The 26193-nt window shown below is 48.1% G+C and carries 30 protein-coding genes; 23 read left to right on the plus strand and 7 right to left on the minus strand.

Annotation, left to right across the window (positions count from 1 at the left end; genetic code table 11):
• The first annotated feature begins 150 nt into the window (after window positions 1-150).
• The 7 genes from AC1DWB_RS16980 (at window position 151) to AC1DWB_RS17010 (ending at window position 7182) form a co-directional block, all read left to right on the plus strand.
• Window positions 151-1113: an ABC transporter permease gene (locus tag AC1DWB_RS16980; protein WP_477542265.1), complete on the plus strand. Its 963-nt coding sequence runs from the start codon at window positions 151-153 to the stop codon at window positions 1111-1113.
• Between the two features lie 24 nt (window positions 1114-1137).
• The gene (locus AC1DWB_RS16985; RefSeq protein ID WP_477542266.1) at window positions 1138-2013 is read left to right on the plus strand and encodes a carbohydrate ABC transporter permease; all 876 of its coding nucleotides are present in this window, start codon (window positions 1138-1140) and stop codon (window positions 2011-2013) included.
• Between the two features lie 43 nt (window positions 2014-2056).
• Entirely contained in the window at window positions 2057-3700 is a 1644-nt protein-coding gene (locus AC1DWB_RS16990) for an extracellular solute-binding protein (protein ID WP_477542267.1), read from the plus strand.
• A gap of 267 nt (window positions 3701-3967) precedes the next feature.
• Window positions 3968-4723: a class I SAM-dependent methyltransferase gene (locus AC1DWB_RS16995; RefSeq protein ID WP_477542268.1), complete on the plus strand. Its 756-nt coding sequence runs from the start codon at window positions 3968-3970 to the stop codon at window positions 4721-4723.
• Window positions 4724-4927: 204 nt separating this feature from the next.
• A complete protein-coding gene (locus AC1DWB_RS17000) occupies window positions 4928-5053 on the plus strand; it encodes a hypothetical protein (protein ID WP_477542269.1) in 126 nt (41 codons plus the stop codon).
• Window positions 5054-5185: 132 nt separating this feature from the next.
• Complete coding sequence (locus AC1DWB_RS17005) at window positions 5186-5626, plus strand: SRPBCC family protein (RefSeq protein ID WP_477542270.1); 441 nt, start codon at window positions 5186-5188, stop codon at window positions 5624-5626.
• The gene (locus AC1DWB_RS17010; protein WP_477542271.1) at window positions 5623-7182 is read left to right on the plus strand and encodes an MFS transporter; all 1560 of its coding nucleotides are present in this window, start codon (window positions 5623-5625) and stop codon (window positions 7180-7182) included. The genes AC1DWB_RS17005 and AC1DWB_RS17010 overlap by 4 nt, the downstream gene beginning before the upstream one ends.
• Before the next feature lie 195 nt (window positions 7183-7377).
• Here AC1DWB_RS17010 and AC1DWB_RS17015 read toward each other — a convergent pair whose 3' ends face one another.
• Window positions 7378-8412 carry a zinc-binding alcohol dehydrogenase family protein gene (locus tag AC1DWB_RS17015; RefSeq protein WP_477542272.1) on the minus strand — a complete coding sequence of 345 codons (1035 nt, stop codon included), beginning with the start codon at window positions 8410-8412 and terminating at the stop codon, window positions 7378-7380.
• Window positions 8413-8536: 124 nt separating this feature from the next.
• Between AC1DWB_RS17015 and AC1DWB_RS17020 the strand changes: the two genes are divergently transcribed.
• The 7 genes from AC1DWB_RS17020 to AC1DWB_RS17050 all read left to right on the plus strand — a co-directional run bounded on the left by AC1DWB_RS17020 (window position 8537) and on the right by AC1DWB_RS17050 (window position 14610).
• A complete protein-coding gene (locus AC1DWB_RS17020) occupies window positions 8537-8914 on the plus strand; it encodes a winged helix-turn-helix transcriptional regulator (RefSeq protein WP_477542273.1) in 378 nt (125 codons plus the stop codon).
• Between the two features lie 18 nt (window positions 8915-8932).
• On the plus strand, window positions 8933-9067 hold the full coding sequence (locus tag AC1DWB_RS17025) for a hypothetical protein (protein ID WP_477542274.1): 135 nt from the start codon (window positions 8933-8935) through the stop codon (window positions 9065-9067).
• Window position 9068: 1 nt separating this feature from the next.
• Complete coding sequence (locus AC1DWB_RS17030; RefSeq protein WP_477542275.1) at window positions 9069-9551, plus strand: SRPBCC family protein; 483 nt, start codon at window positions 9069-9071, stop codon at window positions 9549-9551.
• A 186-nt stretch (window positions 9552-9737) separates the two neighbouring features.
• Window positions 9738-10487 (plus strand): GTP cyclohydrolase II, encoded by a 750-nt coding sequence (locus AC1DWB_RS17035; RefSeq protein ID WP_477542276.1) that lies wholly within the window; start codon window positions 9738-9740, stop codon window positions 10485-10487.
• Window positions 10488-10537: 50 nt separating this feature from the next.
• Entirely contained in the window at window positions 10538-11602 is a 1065-nt protein-coding gene (locus tag AC1DWB_RS17040; protein WP_477542277.1) for an LLM class flavin-dependent oxidoreductase, read from the plus strand.
• 235 nt (window positions 11603-11837) lie between these two features.
• On the plus strand, window positions 11838-13304 hold the full coding sequence (locus AC1DWB_RS17045; RefSeq protein ID WP_477542278.1) for an MFS transporter: 1467 nt from the start codon (window positions 11838-11840) through the stop codon (window positions 13302-13304).
• A 247-nt stretch (window positions 13305-13551) separates the two neighbouring features.
• Window positions 13552-14610: an LLM class flavin-dependent oxidoreductase gene (locus tag AC1DWB_RS17050; protein ID WP_477542279.1), complete on the plus strand. Its 1059-nt coding sequence runs from the start codon at window positions 13552-13554 to the stop codon at window positions 14608-14610.
• A gap of 88 nt (window positions 14611-14698) precedes the next feature.
• On the opposite strand, the gene AC1DWB_RS17055 is transcribed toward AC1DWB_RS17050, so the two are convergent.
• Window positions 14699-15502 (minus strand): phytanoyl-CoA dioxygenase family protein, encoded by an 804-nt coding sequence (locus AC1DWB_RS17055; protein WP_477542280.1) that lies wholly within the window; start codon window positions 15500-15502, stop codon window positions 14699-14701.
• Window positions 15503-15629: 127 nt separating this feature from the next.
• Between AC1DWB_RS17055 and AC1DWB_RS17060 the strand changes: the two genes are divergently transcribed.
• Entirely contained in the window at window positions 15630-16529 is a 900-nt protein-coding gene (locus AC1DWB_RS17060) for an AraC family transcriptional regulator (RefSeq protein WP_477542281.1), read from the plus strand.
• A 69-nt stretch (window positions 16530-16598) separates the two neighbouring features.
• On the opposite strand, the gene AC1DWB_RS17065 is transcribed toward AC1DWB_RS17060, so the two are convergent.
• The gene (locus AC1DWB_RS17065) at window positions 16599-17393 is read right to left on the minus strand and encodes a phytanoyl-CoA dioxygenase family protein (protein ID WP_477542282.1); all 795 of its coding nucleotides are present in this window, start codon (window positions 17391-17393) and stop codon (window positions 16599-16601) included.
• Window positions 17390-17677, minus strand: a complete 288-nt coding sequence (locus tag AC1DWB_RS17070; RefSeq protein WP_477542283.1) for a hypothetical protein — start codon at window positions 17675-17677, stop codon at window positions 17390-17392. The genes AC1DWB_RS17065 and AC1DWB_RS17070 overlap by 4 nt, the downstream gene beginning before the upstream one ends.
• A 206-nt stretch (window positions 17678-17883) precedes the next feature.
• Between AC1DWB_RS17070 and AC1DWB_RS17075 the strand changes: the two genes are divergently transcribed.
• Entirely contained in the window at window positions 17884-18321 is a 438-nt protein-coding gene (locus AC1DWB_RS17075) for an RrF2 family transcriptional regulator (RefSeq protein WP_477542284.1), read from the plus strand.
• A gap of 129 nt (window positions 18322-18450) precedes the next feature.
• The gene (locus AC1DWB_RS17080) at window positions 18451-19074 is read left to right on the plus strand and encodes an FMN-dependent NADH-azoreductase (protein WP_477542285.1); all 624 of its coding nucleotides are present in this window, start codon (window positions 18451-18453) and stop codon (window positions 19072-19074) included.
• Window positions 19075-19180: 106 nt separating this feature from the next.
• Here the strand turns inward: AC1DWB_RS17080 and AC1DWB_RS17085 are convergent, their stop codons facing one another.
• From AC1DWB_RS17085 to AC1DWB_RS17095, 3 genes are all read right to left on the minus strand, one after another.
• The gene (locus tag AC1DWB_RS17085) at window positions 19181-19594 is read right to left on the minus strand and encodes a type II toxin-antitoxin system RelE family toxin (protein WP_477542286.1); all 414 of its coding nucleotides are present in this window, start codon (window positions 19592-19594) and stop codon (window positions 19181-19183) included.
• Window positions 19591-19878: a type II toxin-antitoxin system Phd/YefM family antitoxin gene (locus tag AC1DWB_RS17090; protein ID WP_477542287.1), complete on the minus strand. Its 288-nt coding sequence runs from the start codon at window positions 19876-19878 to the stop codon at window positions 19591-19593. The genes AC1DWB_RS17085 and AC1DWB_RS17090 overlap by 4 nt, the downstream gene beginning before the upstream one ends.
• A 112-nt stretch (window positions 19879-19990) precedes the next feature.
• Window positions 19991-20437 (minus strand): MarR family winged helix-turn-helix transcriptional regulator, encoded by a 447-nt coding sequence (locus AC1DWB_RS17095; protein ID WP_477542288.1) that lies wholly within the window; start codon window positions 20435-20437, stop codon window positions 19991-19993.
• A gap of 119 nt (window positions 20438-20556) precedes the next feature.
• On the opposite strand from AC1DWB_RS17095, the gene AC1DWB_RS17100 reads away from it, so the two are divergent.
• The 6 genes from AC1DWB_RS17100 to AC1DWB_RS17125 form a co-directional block, all read left to right on the plus strand.
• Complete coding sequence (locus tag AC1DWB_RS17100; protein WP_477542289.1) at window positions 20557-21144, plus strand: NAD(P)H-dependent oxidoreductase; 588 nt, start codon at window positions 20557-20559, stop codon at window positions 21142-21144.
• Window positions 21145-21222: 78 nt separating this feature from the next.
• Window positions 21223-21579, plus strand: coding sequence for a nucleotide excision repair endonuclease (locus tag AC1DWB_RS17105; protein ID WP_477542294.1), 357 nt, complete (start codon window positions 21223-21225; stop codon window positions 21577-21579).
• 220 nt (window positions 21580-21799) lie between these two features.
• Complete coding sequence (locus tag AC1DWB_RS17110) at window positions 21800-22747, plus strand: ABC transporter permease (RefSeq protein WP_477542290.1); 948 nt, start codon at window positions 21800-21802, stop codon at window positions 22745-22747.
• Between the two features lie 13 nt (window positions 22748-22760).
• On the plus strand, window positions 22761-23630 hold the full coding sequence (locus AC1DWB_RS17115) for a carbohydrate ABC transporter permease (protein ID WP_477542291.1): 870 nt from the start codon (window positions 22761-22763) through the stop codon (window positions 23628-23630).
• 69 nt (window positions 23631-23699) lie between these two features.
• Window positions 23700-25286, plus strand: a complete 1587-nt coding sequence (locus AC1DWB_RS17120; RefSeq protein WP_477542292.1) for an extracellular solute-binding protein — start codon at window positions 23700-23702, stop codon at window positions 25284-25286.
• Window positions 25287-25374: 88 nt separating this feature from the next.
• On the plus strand, window positions 25375-26193 hold an 819-nt coding region (locus AC1DWB_RS17125; RefSeq protein WP_477542293.1), incomplete at its 3' end, for a cache domain-containing protein.

Consider the following 26193-nt stretch of genomic DNA (forward strand, 5'->3'; position numbering starts at 1 on the left):
GTTGCTGATTATTGAAGTTGTGCATCGGGTCTAAATGTGTGAATTGCCGCGCCGACGGACTCTGAGGTAGTGTTGAGTTGTGAGCGGGACAGAAACGATTACAACGATGCGATACCACGCTCGGCAGGGCGTCATAGGAGGTGAGGTCTCATGCAAGTATCTTCAAAACAAACAGCGTTGGAAATGGAAGTGCCGGGTCGAACAAGAGATATGAAGAAGCGGGGCAGCAAGGTACTGAAGCAAAATATTCCGCTCTATCTCATGCTGACTCCCGCCATTTTTTGTTTTCTCGTATTCAAGTACGCACCAATGGGTGGGGTCGTCCTTGCCTTCAAGGATTATAACTTTTGGGATGGAATCTGGGGGAGTCCATGGGTCGGACTCAAGCACTTTGATTATTTGTTTAACAACCCACAAGGATGGAAGATTATCCGGAATACGTTCACGCTAAGTTTACTTAGTTTTGTCGGGTTTCCATTTCCGATACTGGTTGCTTTACTGCTGAACGAAGTCCGGAAGATGTGGTTCAAGAAATGGGTACAAACCCTTCTGTATTTGCCGCATTTCCTCTCCTGGGTCATTGTTGGTGGCATCTTTATCACCTTGTTCTCACAAGATTCCGGCATGGTGAACGACATTCTCGAGAAGCTGACCGGCGAACGGTATCCCTTTCTCTACAAACCGTTCACATGGACCGCCGTGTATCTAAGTTCAGGGATTTGGAAAGAAGCTGGCTTTTCCGCGATCATTTATTTGGCGGCACTTACGACGATCGATCCGAGCTTGTATGAATCGACGGCAATGGACGGTGCCGGCAAATGGCGGCAGATGTGGCATGTTTCGCTTCCAGGCATTCGGCCTACGATCATTTTGCTACTGATTCTGGGGGTAGGTCGTGTGATGGAGGTCGGTTTCGACCAAATCTATGTGATGCAGAATCGGGTTGTCGCCGATATCTCGGAAGTCATCAGCACGTACACGTTCAAGACGGGAATTCAGGGGGGCGAATTCGGCGTTCCCGCTGCGATGGGGTTGTTCGAGTCACTGGTAGGCTTCGTGTTGGTGTTGGCCGCCAACAGCATTGCCCGTAAGTTCAACCAAAGCCTATGGTAACCGGCATGAAAGGAGGTGGAAGGCGTGAGAGAGACTTCCGCGGGGAAATGGTTCAATGCCTTAGTACATGCAATTCTGCTGCTGGCGGCCGTCAGCTGTCTCATTCCGTTAATCAACATTATCGCTGTATCGTTCAGCGATTCGGCGGCTATCGATTCAGGATTCGTCTGGTTGTGGCCGATTCATTTCAATGTAGAAGCTTATAAAACACTGTTCCTCGGCACTAGAGTCATCCCCTCGTTTCTGAACAGCTTGCAGATCACATTGGGAGGAACCGCATTAAGCTTGTTCTGCACTACGCTTGCTGCTTATGCGTTGTCGCGTAAATACTGCTACGGACGCAAATTTATTACGCTGGCGATGGTGTTTACGATGATGTTCAGCGGCGGGTTGATCCCCAACTTTCTTCTGATGAAAAGCCTCGGCCTGATCGACACCTACTGGTCGCTATGGCTCCCGGGGTTGGTCGGCGCGTATAATCTGTTGATCATGCGGACCCATTTCGATGGGATTCCCGTCGAAATTGAGGAGGCTGCGCGTATCGATGGCTGTGGGGAATGGCGGCTTCTTGCGCAAATCATGCTTCCTCTATCCTTGCCTGTTATCGCAACGATTTGCCTATTCTTAGCTGTCGGCTACTGGAACTCCTTCTTGAGCGTGCTCCTATTCATCAATGATGCCGAGAAGATGAATTTGACCGTATTCGTTCAGCAGATGGTGCAGAGTCAGAGTATGTTGATCCAGACGATTGCCTTGCAGCCGGAAGATCTGAAGAATATGGCACCTGAGGCCGTGAAAGCTGGAGGCATTGTGATCATGACGCTGCCGATGTTGATCGTATATCCTCTTCTGCAAAAATATTTTGTGAAAGGTGTAATGCTAGGTGCTATCAAAGGATAACCCGATCCATAGCGGTCGGTTACTCACAAAAGGGGGAAAACATATGGTAGGGAAGATGACGAAAAGTACATTAACGACAATGGCTGTCGTGTTGGCGGCAGGGACGTTACTTGCGGCTTGTGGTAAATCGGACGAAAAGGGGAGCGGAGCCTCCGCCTCGCCAGCCAAAGAGGGAGCGGTGTCGTCGACGCCGATGAAACGGGGCAAGATCAAAATGTCCCTCTACGACCGTGGCAACACTCCGCCCGCAGAAGGGACGGCTACGAGCAACCGCTGGACGAAATGGATTAACGAGAACGGTCCGGCTGATGTCGAATTCGTCGCCATCCCGAGGTTCGAATCGAAGCAGAAGTTTAATACGCTGTTTGCTTCTGGAGATGCTCCGGACGTGATCAACGAATTTGATACGGGTTATCGGGATCAACTGTATAGCCAGAAGCAACTGCTGCCGTTGGAGGATCTGATCAAGCAACATGCGCCGAACTACAGCAAAATGCTGGAAAAGTATCCGATCATGCGCCAGATTGGGACAAAGCCTGACGGCAAATTGTACGAGGTAGGGCGGGTTTCCCCGAGCTCCGTACAAATAGCCTTATTTATCCGCACCGACTGGTTAAAAAAACTTTCGCTACAAATCCCGAAAACGCTGGATGAGCTGCTGGTCGTGGCGAAGGCGTTCACAGAGAAAGATCCGGACGGCAACGGGAAGAAGGATACGTACGGCTATTCACTCGCCTATCTGGGGGATGAATCGATTGACGCCATGTTCGGCAACACGATGTTCATTCAAGACGGCAAGCTTGTGGAAGATGATGCGAGAATGAAAGCGGCCGTTTCGTTCAAGAAACGACTGTTCGAAGAAGGCGTTGTCGATCGCGATTATTTGACAGACAAGAACGGAGAGAAAGCTAAGAAAGACTTTTTGTCCGGTAAACTCGGAATCTATGTGGCTGACAACGCGAATGTCGACTTATTAACGGCGCTCCGCGGAGCGAATTCGGCTGCTACGATCGCCCCTATGCTGCTGCCGAAGACTGACTTCGGACAATACACGTTTCGGATGTCTAATCCGCTTCAGATGACGACCGTGGTGTATGCAGGCTCGAAGGATCCGGTCGCCGCAGTGAAAACGATCGACTTCATGATGGCTGAACCGACTTGGAAAATGATCAGATTCGGCACGGAAAACGTACATTGGAAAAACGACGAGCTTGGCTGTCCTAGAGCGATTAATCCGGATTTGCGTAAAATCGAAATCAACTATAACACCGATCTGAATATGATGGCGACAACGATCGATTCCAAAGAGATATGCAACCTTCCTGTGGTTAACAAGGAAATTCCTTATGCCGAGGAATGGAGTGTGATCAGAAAAGAAACGCGTGACTTATACGAGAATCCCGCAGTGCCGCTGTACACGTTTACGCATAGTGAGCATATGCCCACGCTTCCGGCCGATTTGTTAAAAATCAATAACGACTGGACCCAACAAAGCAAGGATCTTATTGCCAAGACCGTAGTCAGCGGCGGCAGCTATTCGGTTGACCAGGCGATGAACGATCTCAAGAGTTTGAAGCAGAAGATCGGACAAAACCAGACCTTCGAATGGTATGCGAAATGGTACGAGCAGAATAAAAAGAATGCGTTCCTGACTAAGGACATTTACCAGTTCCTTGCTAAAAAATGAAGAATGAATGAAAAAAGCAGCCATACAAGTCGTTGGTGAATGAATACCGACGACTTGTATGGCTGCTCGTAATAAACGGCCATCGCTGCCGCGGGCTTATGGCGAATGAAGACGTCGAGCTGTATGCAGATATTTTAGGATTCAGAGGTCTGGATGTAGAGATAATGCTGGCTATTTTCTCTCGCTTACTATACAATATTATTAATGAAACTCGTTTTCATCTGATGAAACTATGCGTCTAATTTCATGGTGGGAGAGTGATTCTTAATGAATAGCAAAGAACGATTTTCAAACCGGGTCGATTCGTATGTGAAGTACCGCCCGAGCTATCCGCAAGAAGCCATTGATTATTTGTACGACATCGTTGGGTTGCAGTTGAATAGTGAGGTAGCGGACATCGGTGCAGGAACCGGTATTTTTTCAAAGTTGCTGCTGGAGCGTGGGAGTCATGTTACTGCCGTCGAACCGAATCAAGCGATGCGAGAAGCTGCAGAGAAAGAGCTTGCGGGGGAACCCCATTATCGCGTTGTGTCGGGATCTGCTGAGGTGACTGGACTGCCAGACCAATCCGTTGATTTTATCGTTTGCGCGCAAGCGTTTCATTGGTTCGATCGCGTCGCTTCGCGTGCGGAGTTCCATCGTATTCTGAAGCCAGGTGGGAAGGTCGTTTTGATCTGGAATTCGCGGCTTACTCAGGGCACGCCTTTTCGGGAAGCGTATGATCGACTCCTTCATACATTCGGCACCGATTACCTAGTAGTTAGTCAAAAAAACATTACGCCAGAGGACCTGGCCTCTTTTTTCAAATCAGGGGAAATGCAAGAAGCAAGGTTCACTAACCAACAAGCGTTTGACTTTGAAAGTCTGAGGGGTCGATTACTGTCGTCATCCTATAGTCCTGTACCTGGTGATCCGAGTTACGAACCTATGGTAAACGAACTAAGGGAAGTATTTGAACGGAACCAACAGGATGGCCAAGTGTTTTTTGACTATGAGACCGAGGTGTACTGGGGCGAGGTTTAACAAGTGGAAGAGTGCAGAGCCAAGATGGCTTCGCACTCTTCTTTATTTCTTAACACCTCATTTTCATGCAAATATTTTAAAAAATTTCATTTTGCACTTGAAACTTACGTAACGTAATGTCTTATGATGTGGATACCGGTAAAAACCTCGCGCGAAAAAAGGGGATGATCATGAAACGGGAGTGGAAAGTTGGAGAACTTGTGATTGAAGGAGCTCGGCTTGTCGTTGGATCAGGTCAAATCCGTTATTGCCGGCAATCATTTCAGCCTGTTCGACATTGTTTCCCTTCAAATTGAGCGTCTGAAGGTCAAGAATTCACCAAAATATTGAGCGCCATGAGGACGAGCCACCATAAATATTTTGCCGAGCGGGAAGCGAGCTGGGAATCCCATCTCGACCGACTTGACGATTATCTTGGCGAGCATCCAGATGACGCTTCCCAAGGGAGGACAAATTAAAACCATGAATGAACGATCTGTAAAGCACTCTACCTTTGTTATCGAGAGAAATTATAATGCATCGCCCGAGCGGGTATTCTCCGCCTGGTCGGACCCGTCGGCCAAAGCCCAGTGGTTCCCGAAAGCCGACGAGTTCGACTTTCGGGTTGGTGGTCGAGAAATCAACCGCGGCGGCCCGCCGAATGGTCCGATTTACACTTTCGACGCTTGCTATCAAGAGATCGTTCAGGACAGTCGCATCGTTTATACTTACACCCTGGACCAAGGAGAGACACGGATCTCAGTCTCCGTGACAACAGTAGAAATAAGGCGATCAGGCAACGGCACTCAACTCATCTACACCGAACAAGGAGCTTTCTTGGATGGTCACGATATACCAGAACAACGCGAGCACGGCACAAAATTGATGTTAGATAAGCTGGGCTTGGAGCTGCAGAACGAATGAAGAACGCCTTGCATGGAAATGAGATGAAGGCCGGCATGCGTGAATGGATCGGGCTCGCGGTACTGGCCTTGCCCGCCCTTCTCGTCTCGATTGATCTCTCGGTAATGATTCTCGCACTGCCGCACATTGGTGCCGACCTCGGCGCCGATAGCGCTCAGCAGTTGTGGATCATCGACATCTACGGATTCATGCTCGCCGGGTTCTTGATCACCATGGGGACGCTGGGAGATCGGATCGGCCGCCGCAAACTGCTGTTGATCGGCGGGAGCGCATTCATGATAGCCTCGATATTGGCTGCATTCTCTCGAAGCGCTGAGATGCTCATTGCGGCCCGCGCAATACTCGGTATAGCCGGAGCGACTGTATCGCCTTCTACTCTAGCCTTGATTAGCAACATGTTCCGTGACCATAAGCAGCGCTCCTTTGCCATCGGCATTTGGTTAACGTGCTCTATGGGCGGAATGGCCCTCGGGCCGGTAGTTGGAGGTATCATGTTGGATCACTTCTGGTGGGGCTCGGTGTTCCTTCTGGGTGTGCCGGTCATGTTGCTTCTACTAATAACCGGACCCATGTTGCTGCCCGAATACCGGCACCCCGAATCCAGCCGGTTGGATTTGACCAGTGTCGCGTTATCGCTGGGCGCCATCCTGCCCGTCATATACGGCCTCAAGGAAATCGCCAAGCACGGTCTGCAGATGGTGCCTACACTGTTAATACTGGCGGGCGTCGTCCTCGGCACGGTGTTCGTGTCGCGGCAGCGCAGGTTGACGAGTCCCCTGCTGGACCTGCGACTGTTCACGAGTCCCGGATTCAGCGCTGCACTGGGGGGCATGTTCGGTATTACACTGACAGGAGCGACCATGCTCTTCATCGCGCAGTACCTCCAATTCGTACAAGGAATGTCGCCGCTTCAGGCAGGGTTGTATATGCTCTCTGGGGTAATTGCCTCGATGGTCGGTATGTTTTTCTCACCGCTAATCGCACGCCGGATCCGACCGGCCCGCCTTATCGGAACGGGTCTATTGGTATCGACCGCGGGCTGTTTTCTGCTGACCCAGGTGGGGGTTGAGTCAGGTCTCACGTTTCTGGTGCTCGGGTACATCTGCTTCAATTTAGGTGCAGCCCCGCTCCCGAGCCTGTCCAGCGACCTTATCATCGGCTCAGCCCCGCCGGAGAAGGCAGGATCGGCGGCCTCCATGCTGCAAACCAGCGGCGAATTCGCCTTCGCGCTAGGTATCGCAGTCTTGGGCAGCATCGGCACGGTCGTTTATCGCAACCAGGTGGCGAACTCTATTCCCACCGACTTGCCGGCGTCCGCGGTACAAGCTTCCCGCGACAGCTTGGCCGGTGCCACGACTATAGCGGAAGGCCTCTCAGAACAAGTCGGCAAGGCACTGCTCACGGGGGCACGCGAAGCCTTTACGAGCGGGATGCACACCGTTGCGGCAGCCAGCGGCGCCATCATGCTTGTTATCATCGTCCTTGTCGTTACGCGGCTTCGGCACGTACGACCAATCGGAGAGACTCAGTCTAACCAAGCCAGCAGTATTCCATAAGTTGCACCCGGCGCTGCCAAAGTATCAAGGTAGTTGCACTACCTAGTCATGCTTAAGTAAGAAACCAACCAGTACGGGCACTGTTCAGTTGGCAAGGAAACAGGCTGGAGCGGGTTAAAATGAACGGAACAAATAAACTCGCCCAGTGCATGGGACGAGTTTATTTGCTGTCTCGGCATTTCTCTTCTTGAATGCTTAGAAACGCTCCAATACGAGCTTCCCGATCATATCCCCAGCCGCTACCTTCTCGTGGGCCAGTCTCAGATTAGCCGCATTGATCGGCTCCAGACGCTGCGTCAGGGTGCACTTCACTTGCCCCGCATCAATTAGGTCGGCTAGCGCATTCAACAGATGATGCTGCTCGAGCATATCTTCCGTCTGGTACATGGCTCGCGTGAACATGAGCTCCCAATGGAACGAGACGCTTTTGTAGAACATGGCGTCCAGGTTGACCGGTTGAGTGGCGGGCACGATCGCGCATATTTTGCCTTGCGGCTTAATGCTGTCGGCCATGTTCTCCCAATGTCCAGCCGTATCGTTCAGACAGAATATGGTGTCGATGGCGTCAATACCGAGTTCCTTAAGCTGTGGGGCAAAAGGTTGCTTATGATCGATGATGTAGTCGGCCCCGTGATCCTTACTCCATTGCGAAGACTCCGGTCTTGAAGACGTTCCGATGACGGTCAATCCGGCAAGCTTGGCGAGCTGAGTGGCGATGGACCCAACGCCTCCTGCCGCGCCGATGATCAGAATCGATTGGCCTTGATTGTCCTTCGCGTTGCGGCTGATCCCCAACCGATGATACAGCCCTTCCCATGCGGTTATCGACGTCAATGGCATCGCCGCGGCCTGCGCAAAGTTCAGGCTTGTCGGCTTCTTCCCCACGATCCGTTCGTCGACCAGATGGAATTCGCTGTAGCAACCCGGCCGCGCGATGTCGCCCGCATAATAGACTTCATCGCCTGGCCGAAACAACGTGCAGTCCGGTCCGACCTGCTCGACGATTCCGGCTGCATCCCAACCGATGATTTTGGGCGTTCCCTTCCCATCATACCCTCCTGCCCGATTTTTGACGTCCGCCGGGTTGACGGATATGGCCATAATCTTGACAAGAATATCTCTCCCTGTCGGGGAAGGTTTGTCGGTCTCCAGGTCCAGGAGACTTTCCTTATCGGATAACGGAAGAGAGCGGTAAAACCCGACACTCTTCATGGTTTGTTGAAGGCTCATTGCATTCTTCCTTTCGAGGTGGGGTATGTTGCAACTGAATTGTACAATGTATAATGAAATTGCATAAGTACGCAGTTTTTTAGTATTTAGTACTAAAAATCATACTATTGGAGTGATTCGGGTTATGGGAGATCGCGAGGGCAAGAATGAACCGTGTGACCAAGCGAGAGATTGCCCGGTAGAAGCCACCTTAAGCGTCATTGGGGGCAAGTGGAAAGGAATTATTCTGTATCATCTGATAGGCGGAACGAAGAGGTTCAATGAATTTCGCCGGCTCTATCCCCGACTTACTCAGTTCATGCTTACCTTGCAACTGCGCGAGCTCGAACGCGATGGGATCATCCACCGGGAAGTATATAAAGTAGTCCCGCCCAAAGTGGAATACTCGCTGACCGAATTCGGTAGAACGCTGGAGCCTATCATTCTTGCCATGAAAGCTTGGGGCGAACAGCTTCACCATGCCAAGGCATCGGTGGAATCGGAGCAAGGGACAGAGATTTGACGAGGAGGAGGAGTCGCGATGAAATTCGATGATTTTATGAAAGAAATCGGAGAAGATACAATAGAGGCGGAAACGATTCGCCAGATTGCACATATGGTATCTGATATTGGGTCTTTAGAATGGAAATTAAAACACATCGCCGAGGAGGTGTAGCATGTTAGCTAGTGTACAACAAGTCGATAATGGATATATAGCCCGTTTCGAGCGTCATCTGAAGCACTCTGTTGAGGAAGTATGGTCCTATTTGACGGAGAATGATCAATTAGCAAAATGGTTTCCTGAGTTACGGGTTGACGACCACCGAGAAGGAGGGACGATTAAGTTTAACATGCAGGACGGTACGTTTCTGGAGATGGAAATCATCGAGCTTAAAGCGTATTCCGTTTTGGAATATACATGGGCCGAAGATTTTGTTCGTTTTGAGCTATATCCAGAGTCTGAGGGGTGTCGGTTGGTTTTAATTGAAAAGATAAATAAGATTACAGCTCATACGCCAAAGGATCTAGCTGGCTGGCATGTATGCTTGGATGTCATTGCCGCTTTGCTGGATGGTAGCGTACTGGAATCGCGTAAGACCGAATGGGAAATCTGGTATGAGAAATACACCCAGTTGATCGAGAACCGTATAGTCGACTAGGTGAAACGTCCAGCAATTTTTTCATGAGTGTACCGAATTGTTCACATTTTTCATCCGACCAATCCTTCAGGAGCGCCCCGATTCGGGCGGTTCTATTTTTTTTGGAATTTGGTGAATTGCGTGGATCTACACATATAGTTTCAATTGCTGAGGAATATTGTGTATTAGAATGTAAGGGGGGATCTCATGTCAGCTCTTCAAGAGAAAGTAATTTCCATCTTGGAAAAGAAAATAAAAATGATTCATAATGGTAAAGAAGCTCTGTACTTGGTGGGGCCCATACAGTTGCCTGTGAACTTAGATGGTGCATCCGTCATGTTTCAATGGTATTGTTGGTTGCAGTGTGAAGAAGTGACCGATCACTTCGAACGAATCATTGACAAGTTATCTTCCATCAATCTAGCTGAAATGCAGCAATCGAGCGTATTGGTGTATGGCGATTTCCAAGATAACGAGGACGCGCTTATTCGGATGCACTCCATCTGCCATACGGGAGATATATTCGGCAGCCAGCGGTGCGATTGCGGGTTCCAACTGGAACAATCCCTGAAGATGATCGCGGAGCATGGGACGGGCGCCTTATTCTATCTAGCCAATCATGAAGGAAGAGGTATCGGTCTATTCAGTAAAGCCATGGCTTATGTCCTTCAAGAGAACGGGTTTGACACCGTGGAGGCCAATTTGAATCTTGGTTTTGTGGATGATGCCCGGAACTACAGTGATGCGATTCAAGTGTTAAAAGTTCTTCGTTCTAAGCCGGTTACGCTGATTACGAATAATCCTAAAAAACTAGACGCCTTGAAAAACTCAGGTATGGATGTAGCGGGGAGAGTTCCGCTGTGGGGCAACGTTTCGGAATTTAATGAAAAGTACTTGCAGACCAAGATCAATCGCTCCGGTCATCTAGCCGCAGGAGGCAGTTGTCCGAATGACTAAGCCTGTGAGTATGAACTTGTCAGTTATCCCCTATCCGGAGAGGTATCCCAATGACAATCGGATCCACAAAAACAGGAATGGAAATTGGTCTCTATACGCTGGGAGATATAGGACACGATCCTCATTCTGGCACAGCGATGAGCGCCCAGCAACGTGTAAAGGAAATAATCGAAGCTGCTAAACTCGCGGACGCGGCTGGACTTGATCTATTCGGGGTTGGCGAACATCACCGGTTAGACTACGCTATATCTTCCCCTGCGGTTGTACTCGCAGCCATTGCCCAGGTGACCCAACATATCAAGCTGGCAAGCGCAACGACCGTGTTAAGCACGGTTGATCCTGTGCGACTGTTCGAGGACTTCGCTACCTTGGATCTGCTCTCAGATGGACGTGCTGAGATCATCGCTGGCCGAGGAGCATTTCTGGAATCGTTCCCACTATTCGGGTATAGTACGGAAGATTATGATTATCTGTTCTCAGAAAATATGGACTTATTCATAAAATTAAACGAATCCGACACGATCTCTTGGAAGGGTCACTTCCGCTCTTCCTTACATGATGCTGAGATTGCACCGCGCCCTGTACAACGTCAGTTGCCGCTATGGGTTGGTGTAGGAGGAACGCCGGAGAGTGCTGCCCGTGCGGGCCGACTAGGTGTTGGGCTTGCCATTGCGATTCTCGGTGGTGATCCCGCGCGATTCAAGCCATTTGTTGAACTGTACCATCAAGTCGGCAACGAGGCAGGACATGCTCGAGAAGAACTTAAGGTAAGTATAACGGGACATGGGTATATCTCGAAAACAACCCAGCAAGCGAAGGACGAATTTTTTCCTTATTATTCGAATTACTGGACATATGTGAATCGGCAGAGAGGGGCTGGATTCCAGCTATCCAGAGCCGAATTTGATCAAATGACAGGGCCCGATACCGCATTATTCGTAGGAAGCCCTCAACAAATCACCGAGAAAATTCTTCGTCAATACGAGCTGTTCGGGCATCAGCGTTTCATTGCCCAGATCGACATTGGCGGTGTACCGTTCAAGAAAGTAGCAGCCAGCATAGAGCTGTTAGCTACGGAAGTGGCCCCAATTATCCGGAAAGCAACGAGTAAGTGAGATGTGGGGTAGAGAATTCAGAGGAGGCAAACTCCAAGTCAATTGAGACTTGGAGTTTATTATTTGCATGGATGGAGTGGCTCTCATGTGGGATCCTGCTGAGATCGCCACCACATTTTTTAGACCGTGTTCCTGTTATTACCAACATCCCAACCCATTCCGTCTTATTATTGTCGCCCAATAAAATGTTACAATAGGGTACGTTCGTTCACATTAATAATTAGGAGCATAACAAGTGCAGTCACATCCAATCTACTTCTTACGTATAACAGGTCTTTTAGATGGTATATCATTATTAGTCTTACTTAGTATCGCAATGCCTTTGAAATATGTATGGGGGATAGACAAATCCGTAACGATTGTAGGAAGCATTCACGGTGGGATTTTTATTCTATATACACTTGCGATACTATATGCTGCATTGCGATTGAAGTGGAGCCTGCTTTGGTCTGCAGCAGCACTATGCGCAGCTTTTGTACCACTCGGCAACTTTTTGCTGGACGGGAAGCTGAAGAAAGCGCAGGCCAAATATCGTGTAAAGCCTTTCAACTATGCCCTGCTCGTGTACAGTATCGTGTTCTTTTCTTTCTTTGATTTATTCTCACAACTGCCGGTCATGAGTACATTCGCGACATCCATTGGTGCTAGTTCGTTTCTTGCAGGTTTTGTAATTGGGCTGTATTCGTTATCCAATACGTTAGGCAATATTGTATCTGGTATTATGACGGATAAGGTCGGGCCTTTCAAAATGCTAATGGTCGGATTGCTTCTAACAAGCGGCGCTCTGCTGCTTTATCATTTCGTCGATCAACCTTTCTTATTAATACTCGTTCGCCTCATACATGGTTTTGTCGCCGGATTAATTGTTCCAGCTGCGTTTACATTCTCTGCGAATACTACGGTAAACGAGCAACAAGGCCAAAAAGTAGCCTTCATCGGTACATTTGTGGGACTAGCCGCCATTATCGGCCCTGCTTTCAGCGGCATTATGGCAAGCAAAACCTCCGTACCAACTGTCTTAACTTACGTAGCTCTATTAGGGTTTTTACTTGCGATCCTGTCTGCCCTTTTTCTCAGCAAGTACAAGCCCTCGAAGAAAGAGAAGAACGATGCTGTCCTACCATCTTCAGGGTCGATTTTCAATGCGGGTGTAATAAAAGCTTATTTGGGTGCTTTTATCTTAATGTTCTCTCAAGGCGTGATTGCTTATTTGTTACCCCTGCATGTTCTGACACTTGGCTATGATTCGAAAATTAGCGGCACATTAATGAGCACGTTTGGGATCATTGCTATTCTGATCTTTGTACTTCCGACTAGTCGTATATTCGATTATGTTGCCCCGTCAAGAACGATGGCGATCGGAATTGCTTTAATGGGAGTAAGCCAGCTTCTGATTAGCCAATCAACGGCGACAATAGCACTTTACTTCGTGTTAGGTCTATATGGAGTGGGTTTCGCCTTCTTATTCCCCTCTATTAATACGTTACTCATTAAAGCTACATCAGTAGAGATGCGCGGGAAAGCGTATGGTTACTTTTACGCCTTCTTCTCTCTAGGTGTTGTTGCAGGCTCTTCCGTGTTAGGCTGGCTGCCCTTTACCATTATCCAAAAGTTTATATTCACAGGAATCTTTCTGCTACTATGTGCTGCTTTCGTCGCCTTCAACAAGCAAAGAAATCGCCTGTTGAACAATGGTTCTTAGTACCCGCCCTGGTGCTCCTTCTTCACCAGCTTGTCTTTCTGTTACTCTGATCGCTTCCAAGCCAATGGTTTTCATTTGATATTTGTGATAGTATTTAGACCACCGAGCCAAGTGCAATGTAGACAAAGTGATATACAAGCAATCATGTAGTTAAATGGAACGAACCAATAAGAAGCGATGAGCGCAGTCATGAGGACTAGGCTTGTTGCTTTTTTTGAAAAAACTTGCTGAGTAGGAGGGAATGTAAGTGGAGATAGGAATAAGCACGTTTGTAGAAACATCGCCGGACGTCATTACTGGTGAGGTGATGAGTCATGCACAACGATTGCGTGAAGTTGTCGAAGAAATTGTCCTTGCCGACCAGGTAGGTCTGGATGTATTTGGCGTGGGCGAGCATCATCGTAAAGATTTTGCGGCGTCCTCTCCTGCTGTCTTGCTGGCTGCGGCTGCGCCACAGACGAAGCGGATTAGGTTGACTAGCGCGGTCACGGTGCTTTCTTCTGCCGATCCCGTGCGTGTTTACCAGGATTTTGCTACACTCGACGGAATCTCGAATGGACGCGCGGAGATTATGGCGGGCCGGGGGTCCTTTATCGAATCGTTCCCGCTATTCGGCTATGATTTGAATGACTACAATGAACTGTTCGATGAGAAGCTGGAGTTGCTATTGAAAATACGGGAGTCTGAGAAAGTAACCTGGAGCGGTGTGCATCGTCCGGCGATTGACAATCTGGGTGTGTATCCGCGTTCCGTTCAGACGCCATTGCCGGTATGGATTGGCAGCGGAGGCAATTCGGAATCCGTTGTCCGTGCGGGCTTGCTCGGATTGCCGCTTGTGCTGGCGATTATTGGAGGCAGTCCTGTGCAGTTCGCACCACTCGTACAGCTCTATAAGAGAGCGGCCGCTCATGCAGGTCATGATGCATCGCAGTTGCCGGTTGCCTCGCACTCGCACGGGTTCATTGCGGAGAATACCCAGCTAGCGGCCGAGAAGTTCTTTCCTTCCACCCAGGCTACTATGAATGCGCTTGGACGGGAGCGGGGATGGGGGCATTACGACCGTTCCAGCTATGATGCCGCACGCAGCTTCGAGGGAGCATTGTACGTAGGCGATCCTGAGACCGTTGCTCTGAAGATCATTCATCTGCGCAAACAAGTAGGCATCACACGTTTTATGCTGCATGTACCGCTTGGCACGATGCCTCATGAGGATGTAATGCGAGCCATTGAGCTGCTCGGTACAGAAGTGGCGCCGCGGGTTCGAGAGGAAATAGCTAGATGGGAAGCCGCGGGTGAGGCGGAGTAGTCTGTGGAGGATGGAAGAGGAGAGGCCCGATTAGCTCGTATAGGAGCTAATGCGGGCCTCTTCGATTATTTCACAGCTCGGGGTAATGTCACGCCTTGCTCTCGACAAGTCCCATATGCGATTGAAGTGACCACGGATCGATGTCATCGCCGTTGCGTTGGATGCGGTATTCGAGCGAAACCCGAAGTCGATCTTCCGTTTCGTTATGAAGTGCCTTGTGCACCGTCGTGCTGTGGAACATCAAGAAATCCCCCAGTTGGAAATCGGACGATAACCAGCGCAACCCACTCTGGTCGGTCACTTCTTCTGGAATGCCGAATCCGCCCGTGCCGACCATCTTCACATGCTCCAGAACGCCGAGATGGTTTGAACCTTCCAGTAAGGCAAGTCCGCCCAACTCCCGTGGGCAATTCCCTGTCGGAATCCAGTTCGTATATGTCTCGGCCGTTCCCTTGATATAGAACAAATCTTGATGCGAGGGCGTCGTTTGCGCGTAGCTCTTGGGCGTAGTAACCCGGCCGATCCGCCGACGGTGCTCCAGCACCTCGCTTTCCAGCAATCCGGAATAGAGCAGCATCAGCACGGGATTGCGGCCGAAGGCGTTTAAGCTCGGCAGCTCCAGAATTTCCCGGTAAAGCGGGCTGGTCTCGAACTTTCCGTTCAGTTCCGTCGATCCGCTATGAATCCCGTCGATGGGATCAGTACCTTCCCGGATCAAGCCGTACGGTTCGCACAATCGCAGCATATCGCCGCGAATTTGCAGTAGCGCTTCCTTGTCTAGGATGCCGCGAAAAAACAAATACCCCTTTTCCTTCAGCCGCTCCCGCAAGACCGGAACGTTGTTCAGCCGTGGGTTGGACTCCTCGAATTCATGCAATGTAGTTGTTGTCATCTTGCTCACCTCACTATAGAATTTGCGAATTACAAACGATATAATTGATTGTAATACGCCTTCAGGCCTGTTGTATTTAGATTTTGTAATACACTATTTATAAATTACAAACATAGGGGTATTCCGAATGAAACGAAGCAGAACCATGTCTTGGAACGCGTTCTACCCGGTCATTACGTTCGCCAACCGATTGGTGTGTACACCGGGATTCGCATTCGGTCCGCGTGTCATTGAATACTACCAGTTCATCTATGTGGCTAGCGGATTCGGGCGTGTGCACATTCAAGACAGGCATTACGAAGCGGGACCCGGTGATCTGTTCCACTATGGGTCGGATATTGCGCATTACTTCTGTGCGGATGAGAACAGCCCGTTCGTCCTATACGGCATTCATTACATGCTGAACGGCACACTCCCCGAGAACGGTAAGATGCACTCGACAGGCGCTACTACACTAGTGCAGGATACTCTTTATAAGGTGGAACGGCCTAATCGGCTATCGATTGGCGACGCCGGGAGTGGTTTGGAAATTCCGGAGCATTGGAACGATGGGGCTACCTGGATCGAAGCGTATTTTCGCCGTTTGGTGGATCAGTGGAACAAGGAGGAGATTAGCGCACACTTGCTGAATCGGTCGCTGTTCACACAATTCATGCTGGAGTTGAAGGAGCGTTACACAAGCCAAGGGCAGGTTGTGTCGTCGCGGCAGACGATGAGCGGGGTCATGGAAGGACTGAAGCGGAACGCGGCCATGCCGTACGACCGGAACTGGTTGAAGGAGTGGACGCTGTATCACGAGAATTACGCATCGCGGCTATTCCATCAGCAATTCGGGCTATCCCCGCATCGGTACTTCATGGAGCAGAAGATCCAACTGGCGAAGGAGCTTCTGGCGGAGACGGACCATACGGTCGGAGAAATCGCCGATCAGCTTCACATGAGCTCGATTCACTACTTTTCTCTCTTCTTCAAGCAGTGCACCGGCTACGCACCAAGCGACTACCGGAAGTTGCGCCGCAATATTTGACTCTATTCAGAGGAACATAACAAAAGCCGGGTCGATTCCGCATTCCGCGGATCTCCCGGCTTTCCTGGCTTACTGCCCCATTCGTGTCAAAGCGCCTTCGAACGATACGTCCACCCGGTTGTCCCCGGTCAAGTAGCGCCAGAACTTGGCGATCTGAATCTGGTTCACGCGGCTCTCTTCGCCAGCCCACGCATGATGGCCGGATCGTTGAAAGTACGTGTGCAGCTCCGGATCGGTGTAGCCTTCCGTGTTGAACAGTCCACGCTGCTCCTGGCCAGGCCGCAAGCGGAGCTTGAAGACGTAGCGTGTCGCATCCGTGAAGTTCGGCTGGGCGCAATGCCAGATGGCATGGTGCATGAACGCGATGGTACCGGCCTTGGAGACGAGGCGGCGCTGGCCGACAATGTTCTTGTAGCGGCTGATGCTGCCATTGCTGACCCGGCGAAGGTGAGAGCCTGGCAGCACGAGTGTCGGCCCCATCTCGTCTGGTGTATCGTGCGCGAAGTAGAACGCCTGGATGTCGTAGCCGAACGGTCGCGTATCGATCACGGAATCGGCGTGGTACCCTTGCCCCTTATGATTATGCGCCTTCACGATGTGCAGATGTGAATGGTCATATACTGGGCTTGTGCCGACGAAACTTTGTAACGCACCCTTGACCTGAGGCAGGTTGAAGATTTCCTGAATCACAGCCGACTCGAACCAATACTTGCCGGTGCCGTTCTCATACTTGCGCATCTCCGCAGCAGCTTGCTCGTTATAGGCCTGCGGAACGATGTCGGGTACGATGAGAAACCCATTCACAGCAAACTCCGCCATTTGCCGTGCCGTCAGAAGATGATGCCGCTCCACTTGTCCGCTCATATCAACGCCACCTTTCTTTCCAGCACATACTCGTAAGTCAGATGGCCTTGCTCGAATTCAAATCCCGTCCGGAAGATCGGCATGGACGGCAGCTGGATCACATTCCAGCCTTCCCGCATCGCGTCCAACACCGACTCGTACATCGGCACGTCCTCGTCTCCCGTCTGCATCTGCAATTCGCCCTTCGGTTTGGTGCTGTCGTAGAGTGCCCAGGCGACCGTTCTCGCTTCCAAATCCGGCGAAGACAGGTGCAAGATCAATATTTGCTGGCGCATTTCACTCATCGCTGTGTCATCCTCTCGCATACTCGTGATTATTGTATTAGCTGTTCTTCGTTATTTTAGTATGGAGCAGCACGTTTGTGGATGTACAATCATAGCGTGCATTTGCACAATCCTAACGCTTTTATCGAAAATGACCGTGCTCTTGAACAAACGATAGGATTGATCTATAATGTGCTGCATGTAGTCGGTTATAGGAGTGAGCTAGAATGAGTACAGCCAACCGTGGCATTAACATAGGGCCTCCCCGGTTCAAGATAGCCGTTCACTCGATCGTCTGGTTAGCCAAGAGCGGCGACATCTTATCGAGTGCGAGTATAGCATGTCAGGTCGATTCACATGCAACGTTCATGCGCCGAGTGATGCAGCAATTAGCGACCGCAGGGATCGTAGATTCCAAGGGTGGCCGTGAGGGAGGGTATTTCTTGCGAATCCCTACGGATCGGATTACATTAGGTGATATATACGCTGCAGTCAGCGCGGTGCCATCGGAACCTGAGATTGAATTGGACTGTGGGGAGGCTGGAAAACAGCTGGATTTGGAGTTAGAGAAGATTCTTCATGAAGCGGAACAACGTACAATTGAGTATTTGCGGGAATACACGATTGCGGATGTTATGAATCGTGTCGATTTCTTTGTGACTTAATATTTTTTCAAAGGGCTAGACAAACGATTTCAAAACGACTATTATGTGCTTAAGTCAGTTGCAGTTAATTCTGCGCTTTATTTTTGGGACCACACTACTTCTAAGTTTAACAAAAGGGGAAAAACTATTATGGCAAATGTACTATTCGTTAAAGCAAATGATCGCCCTGTAGAGCAGGCGGTAAGCGTTAAGATGTATGAAGCGTTTCTTCACACTTATAAAGAAACGCATCCTTCCGATGTCATCACGGAGCTCGATCTGTATGATGCAGAGCTTCCTTATTATGGGAACGACGCGATTACAGGAACTTATAAGCTGAGCCAGGGTTACGACCTTACGGAGGCAGAGAAGAGTGCTGCGACGATTGTGAATCGTTATTTGGATCAATTCCTTGCGGCAGACAAAGTCGTATTCGCCTTTCCGCTCTGGAACTTCACGGCTCCCGCACCGCTGATCAATTATATTGCTTACATTACTCAAGTCGGGAAGACGTTCAAATATACAGCTCAAGGCCCGGTGGGTCTGGCGGGCGATAAAAAAGTAGTATTGTTGAATGCTCGTGGAGGGATTTATTCCGTGGAGCCTATGTCAGCCATTGAATCCGCGATAACACCATTAAAGGCCACTCTTGGGTTGTTCGGCATTCAGCCTATAGATGTCATTATTGAAGGCCACAATCAATTCAAGGATCGTGCGGAAGCAATCATTTCCGCAGGCTTGGAAGAAACAGCAAAAGTAGCTGCTGGCTTCTAAACGAGAAACGTTCCCTGTAGGCGTAACACCAGAGGCCATCATCTATTAACAAACAACCCTCGATTCCAATTACTTGGATTCGGGGGTTGTTCTGTGTAAACGGTTGCTAGTCCTTCTCTCGGTCCAGATTTAATGGTGCCCATTTTCTGCGTGCTGAGAGATGTCGCTTTAGACTTTGACTTTGTATTGCTTTCAGAACCTTTAAACGCTGATCGGCAATCTTGAACACCCTATCATGGGATCGTCGCTCAACAGATAAAATGTAAACGATCCGAAGAATGTCTACAGTCTCATTCGTTAAACGAAAAATGATACGGATTCCCGCGTCGCGCAGTTTGATCTCCTTACAACCAGCCAACTTGGTACTGGAATGATTGCTAAGCTTTTTTCCGACTTCATCTGCCCGATAGACGAGTTCATCAATTGCCGCATTGACAATGCGTAATAGGGAGTTGTCTATTTGAAGGTATTCTTTCTCCGCGTCCGCATCGAAGCGAACGTCAAAGCGCTCTGTCTTCATTGTTGTTCACGACGAATATCTTTCCAAGATTTCGCTCTTGCTGGGCTTTGCTCGACTCGTTCAATTCGCTGAAGTAGAATGCGTTCTTCTTCTTGCTGTTCTAATTGAGTGAGACGCTTATATAAATCCTCAAATAAATGGTAGCCAATTAAAACAGACTCGACATTTCCATTATCGGTGATATATTGTGGCTCCTGTTGCGCCTTCTTGCGAAGCTCGCCAAATCGTTTCGATGCATCAGTGGAGGTAATCAATTGATCCACATTAAATGTTGGTTTAGACATAGAAATTCCCATCCTTCAATACCCCGTTTCTACCAAAGTATATTCAAATGCAATCTCTATTATACCATAACGATCCGTATGATGTTACGGATTACTATGGGATGATGCCCACTTACTCTACTGGTTCACCAGTATAAAACACTTTGGAGTGGAGCAAGTCCAGAGCACGATCGATTTCTTCCAACTCTTCTTCGGAAGCAGATTTGATCCGTTGCAGGAAGCGGGTCGCTATGGAAGCAAAGGCTTCGTCCATCATGGCTTGCCCTTGAGGGGAAAGACGAATAAATTGCTTTCTGCGATCTTCGCTAACGGCAAATTTTTCACATAGATTTTTTTCGCTTAGTTTTCTCAGTTCACGACTTGCGTTCGGCATGGACATATGCTGACAATCACTTATTTGACTAAGGGTAACGGGCTGACTAACCGCGATATATTCCAGCATACTATATTGGACAGGGGTGATAGCATCGAATTTAACGTCTTTGGTAAGCTCATGCGTCACTTGATGAACAGCGGTAGTAAAAGTCACGAATTTGTGAAAAAAAGTGGTTTGGTCCACAGGGATCACCTCATAAGTCACCATAACAAAACAATTATCAAAATACAATTATCATTTGACAACTAAAAATAAAGTGTGGTACGATTTACTTATCAAATGATAAGTAAAGAGGTGGCATAGTGAAAACACTCGTTATATATACGCATCCTAATCATCAGAGCCTAAGTTATGCATTTTTGCAAAAAGTTATCCAAGGAAGCAGTGAGAACCCCCATATAACGGACGTCCAGGTGTTGGATCTGTATGAGGAGGCGTTCAATCCGGTCCTGATCTTCAATGAGAAGAAACGCAGAAGGGATATGCATGCTGACCCCCAGCTTGAGAAGTATCGGGAGCAGATTAAGTGGGCCGATAAGATTGTGTTCGTCTATCCGATCTGGTGGGGACGGCCTCCCGCTATGCTTATGGGGTATATTGACCAAATGTTCGCTTCTAACTTTGMCTACAAGGATAACGGCGGGCTTCTGCCAGAAGGTCTGTTGAAAGGGAAGTCGGTTGTATGCATCTCCACGATGAAGGGGCCGGCGTATTATCCGTTGTACTGGTTGAATAATGCACACAAAGTGTTAATGAGGAAAGCCTTATTCAATTACGTGGGTATCAAAAATGTGAAATTTTTCGAATTTGGGAGTATGGAGAGTCCAAAGGGAAGGCACGACCAGAAATTAGCTAAAGTCTATCGTTACTTCCGATTAATTAATGCCTGATGCTCAGCGGGGACATGGTTTTACTTCGGGATTTGTGATAGTATTTAAGATTAAATCGAACGAAGGACGTGAATGACCCTGATCACCATTACTATTCCAACACCGGATGTTTCCATTGCCAAACAAGTTGCTCCTGAGCTTAGTCATATTTATGGGTTTACTGATTTTCACCTGATTCCTAGAGATAAGGGTGGGATCTTCATGCTCTACAACCAAAGTGATGAGTTGCTGTTTGTCGGCAAGGCCAGGAAACTAAGACCAAGAATCAAGAAGCATTTCGAAGACACCGTGTCCCCCATGATCAACCATCGCAACGAAGTAACCAAAATTGATGTTTGTATTGTGGAAGACCCCGTGGACCGAGAAATTTATGAGACCTACATCATTAATAGCTTGAAGGCCAAATACAACATTGATAAAGTGCTATACAAATAGATGTTAGGGGAATAGGGTGCCGGATGCGGAAAACCGTACTTCCGGTTCTATAGAGGGGGAGCCATGCAAATGGTTCCCCTTTCGCTTAACCACCAAGGACCGTCCGGGAACCGGACGGTTTTTTTTCTTGCTTAAGATCTTATAAGAAACTCTTGAAAATATAGAAATTTAATCGATTTTGGAATGCTACTATTTAAATAAATACAGCAGAGGTGATGATATGCAAACGAAAATGACAGCGGAAGCCATTCCCCTCCCCCAAAAGTGGAGATCTTTGATAAGAACGATACGCAAATATAAAGTGATGTATGCTCTTTTATTCCCCGCACTGATATATTTCGCCATATTCAAGTACATTCCTATGGCGGGAATCATCATTGCTTTTAAAAACTACAACATGGTGCTGGGACTATGGGATAGCCCATGGGTGGGACTGAAAAATTTTAAAGATTTTATGAATGGGGTTTATTTCTGGGACATTATGAGGAATACGATTCTCATATCTCTATACAAGCTTTTGTTCGGCTTCTCTGCTCCCATCGTACTTGCTTTGCTTCTTAATGAAGTGTATGTCCAATGGTTTAAGAAAACCGTTCAAACGATCACTTATTTGGCCCATTTTCTGTCATGGGTCATTGTGTATGGGCTGATGGTGGCCTTGTTGGCACCGGGGGATGGGCTGGTTAACATGATTTTGAAGGATTATGGGTTCCAACCCATCTCCTTTCTGACGGAGCCTGCCTGGAGCAGACTGATTATCATTTTATCTGAAATATGGAAGGATATCGGCTGGGGAGCGATTTTGTACCTTGCAGCATTGGCGGGAATCGATCCGAGCTTATATGAGGCTGCCCGAATTGATGGCGCTTCCAAGTCGAGACAGCTTTGGCATGTTACGTTGCCCGGCATTCGAGGGGTCATCATTCTGATGCTAATTCTGAAATTAAGCCATATTCTGGATGCGGGTTTTGACCAAATATACATGTTTGCCAATACCTTTAACCAGGAGAAGATCGACATTATCGATACATGGGTGTACCGCGAAGGGTTGGAACGGCTTAAGGTGGGGCTGGCTACTGCAGTAGGATTGTTTAAAGCTGTTATCGGATTTGTTTTAGTGTTGGCTGCGAATAAGCTTGCCAAGAAATTCGATGGGCAAATTTGGTGAGGTGGTATTCAAGATGATAAACCTGACATTCGGGGAAAAAGCATTACAAGCAGCCGTTTATTCCATTCTTATCTTGCTATCCATAATCTGTTTGTTCCCTTTCTTATATGTAGTTGCTGTTTCAGTGACTCCTGAAGCGGAAGTGATAAGAAGAGGAATCGTTATTATACCTGAAACCTTTACATTAACAGCCTATAAACAAGTCTTTTTTTCTCATGGCATCGGGCAGGCCTATAAGATTACGTTGTTCCGAACGATTGTAGGCACTGCGCTTAACGTGGTTTTTACGATAATAGCCGCTTACCCGTTATCCAAAAAATATTTGCCAGGCCGCAGCTCATTCTTGTTATTCATTGTCTTTACCATGATGTTCGGGGGAGGATTAATTCCAACGTATTTGTTGATCCGCTCTCTGGGATTGCTAAACTCCCCGTGGGTATTAATTATTCCGGGTTTAATCAGCGCCTTTAATCTGGTGATCATTAAAGGCTTCTTCGAGCAATTGCCTGCTGAAATCGAAGAATCGGCCAGGGTAGACGGCGCAAGTGAACTCCAGTCGCTGTGGAAGATCATCCTCCCTCTATCTTTGCCCGTAGTAGCGACGATTTCCTTGTTCTACGCAGTTGGGCATTGGAACAGTTATTTCGACGCGATTGTTTATATTAATGATTCGAACTTAATGCCTCTTCAGGTGGTCTTGCGCAACATCCTGCTTAATGTAGCAGCCCAAAGCGCCGACTCGCTCGCCAATTCGGGAACGGTTAGCACATTCGCTGTACAGATGGCCGCAGTAGTCGTGACGACACTTCCCATATTGTTCGTTTATCCATTTTTGCAGAAGCATTTTACCAAAGGCGTTCTATTGGGATCCATTAAGGGGTAGCAAGCCATTTTTTTCATTGGTTATTACGGTGTTCTACCGTTATGATAATACTCAAAAGGAGAGGTCAACATGCAACACAATAAAAGGATATTGTCCGTCCTGGCTGCCACCCTTATATTGGGGTCGGTATTGGCAGGCTGCGGAGGAAAACAAGAAGGTACACCGACAGCTTCGAGCAGCCCTCAAGCTCAGTCCAACAAGTTTGCGAACAAAATGAAAATCTCGATGTTTAACCAGGGCACCTTCAACGCTGCGGCTCCGATCCCTCCCCGTGAAGAAGATGTCCAACGCCAAATGCTGGAAAAAGCAGTGAATATCGACTTGGATATGATCATTCCTCAGGCGGGACAAGCGACGACCAAATTGAATACGCTCATTGCTGGCGGGGATATTCCGGATCTGATCTTCTTGAAGAGCCGGGCCGATCTCGCGCAATATTATGACCAAGGCGTTCTTGCGGATTTGACTCCATACCTGGATCAATTCCCCGAATTGAAGAAGCGTTTTGGTAAAGACTCCTGGGAGGCGATGTCCTATCAAGGGAAAACGATTGCAGTTCCAGGTTATGATAATGTAAACGGTATCAGTCGAAGCTTCTTCATCCGCAACGATTGGCTGAAAAAGCTGAATATGAAAGTGCCGACAACCCCTGACGAGCTGTTCGAAGTGATGAAAGCTTTTACGGATAAAGACCCGGACGGAAACGGCAAAAACGATACGTACGGATTCATAGGCGGTATGAATAAAGAAGGCAATCTGCAAACCTACGGCTTCGATAGCTTGATGTGGATGTTTGGCGTCAATCCTCCTTCAGCCATTGAAGTGAAAGACAATAAACCTGTGTTCCTTTTTATCGATCCCAAAATGAAGGAAGCGCTCGCTTACATCAATAAAATGATGGCAGCCAAAGTTGTGGACCCGGACTGGGTGACGATGAATACGCCTGATGYGTTGGACCAAAAGTTGTTTAAGGGTAAAGTTGGCTTCATGATCAGAGATGCCCGCAGGCTGGAACCGGATTATCAGCAGAAAATGAAAGAAATCGGCGGAGAGGTGCCGGAATGGATCGTCATTCCTCCAATGAAAGGACCTTACGGCGATCAAATTGTTGAGAAAAAATCGTTCCAAGGCAATTCATGGGCCATTTCCAAAAAAGCGGACAAGGAAAAAATCATTCGGATCTTGTCTATGCTGGAATATCTCTTTACAGACAAAGAAGCATACCCGAATTTCGCATATGGAATTAAAGGGATTCATTGGGATCTGGTGGACGGCAAGGTCAAAAATAAAACCTCTGAATTATCGGCTGCAATGAAAGATAAGTATTCATGGGTCGATCATTATAGAATGCCACGCCGTGGCGATGATGCCGAGTACTTCAGCTTCCAGAATCCGAAGACGGCAGAAGCATTTACGAACAACCAGCAATATGTGGGTCTTACTTTACCCGGAAATTTATTGACTGCAGACCCGAGCGATACATTGGCAGCTGACCGCCAACGTTTCATTAATGAAAGCTTGGTCAAATTCATGACGGGCAAGGACCCTCTTTCCGAGTGGGATAATTTCCTCAAAACGTTGGATACCAAGTTTGAAATGCAGAAATACAAGGATACAGCAATCAAACAATTTAAAGAAGCAGGCCTAATCAAGTAAATAAACGAAGAGAGTGGCGATAAGTAGCCCCTCTCTTTGTTGTTCTATGCTATTCTTTGTTTAATCAGATATATGAGGAAGATGACCGATGCGAAGAAGAATCAGCTTGCCTTTGAAATTATTTCTTCTATGTTTTGCCTTTGTTCTAAGCTGCATTATCTTGATAAGCCAATTATCCTATCGATATGTTCAAAAGGAAATAAGAACTAACGATGCCTATTACACAAACCAGATTCTGGCCAAGGTCGACCAGTATTTGACGGTAAATTTCTCATCCTTTCAGACGATCTTGTTCTCGGTCGAAACGTCGGTGAAGGCCAACATTAACAATATGGAAGTGATTAGAAAGCAATTAAGGGAACTGTATGAGCTCAATAGCAATTATGTCAGTAACATTTACCTGATCAAAAGCGATTTATCTATCCTAGGCGGAAGTACGCCTACCCGAATTTTCGATGAACCGTTGCCAGACAGAGAACCTTTGTTCGAAGCGGCAGACAAGAACAGATGGACTACAATCGTCAGTGAACCTTATAAATCGAAGTATTCTGGCTGGACGGTTACGATGGTCCGATATCTGAACGGCTCCCCGGTTCCTATGGCCATAGCTGTAGATTTGGACCTTAAAGCGATTGAGGAAACGTTATTCAAAATTAATAAAAAAGAACAAATGAATTTGGCCCTGATCACCCCTTCGGGTAAAATCATTACCGGATTTTCTGAAAATAAAGGACCACTGGATGTTCAAGACCATACTTTCTCAATCGGGGAAACGTCGGCGGAACAAATTCTTGATGCCAGCGGAACAAGCCTTCAACTGCATACCAAAGAAGGCAAACCAGTCACCATTCTGAAGCAGCCGACGGAAAAATTCAATTGGTTTATCCTCTCGATTAACGATGAATCG

It is taken from the genome of Paenibacillus sp. P4_E11, assembly GCF_056401635.1.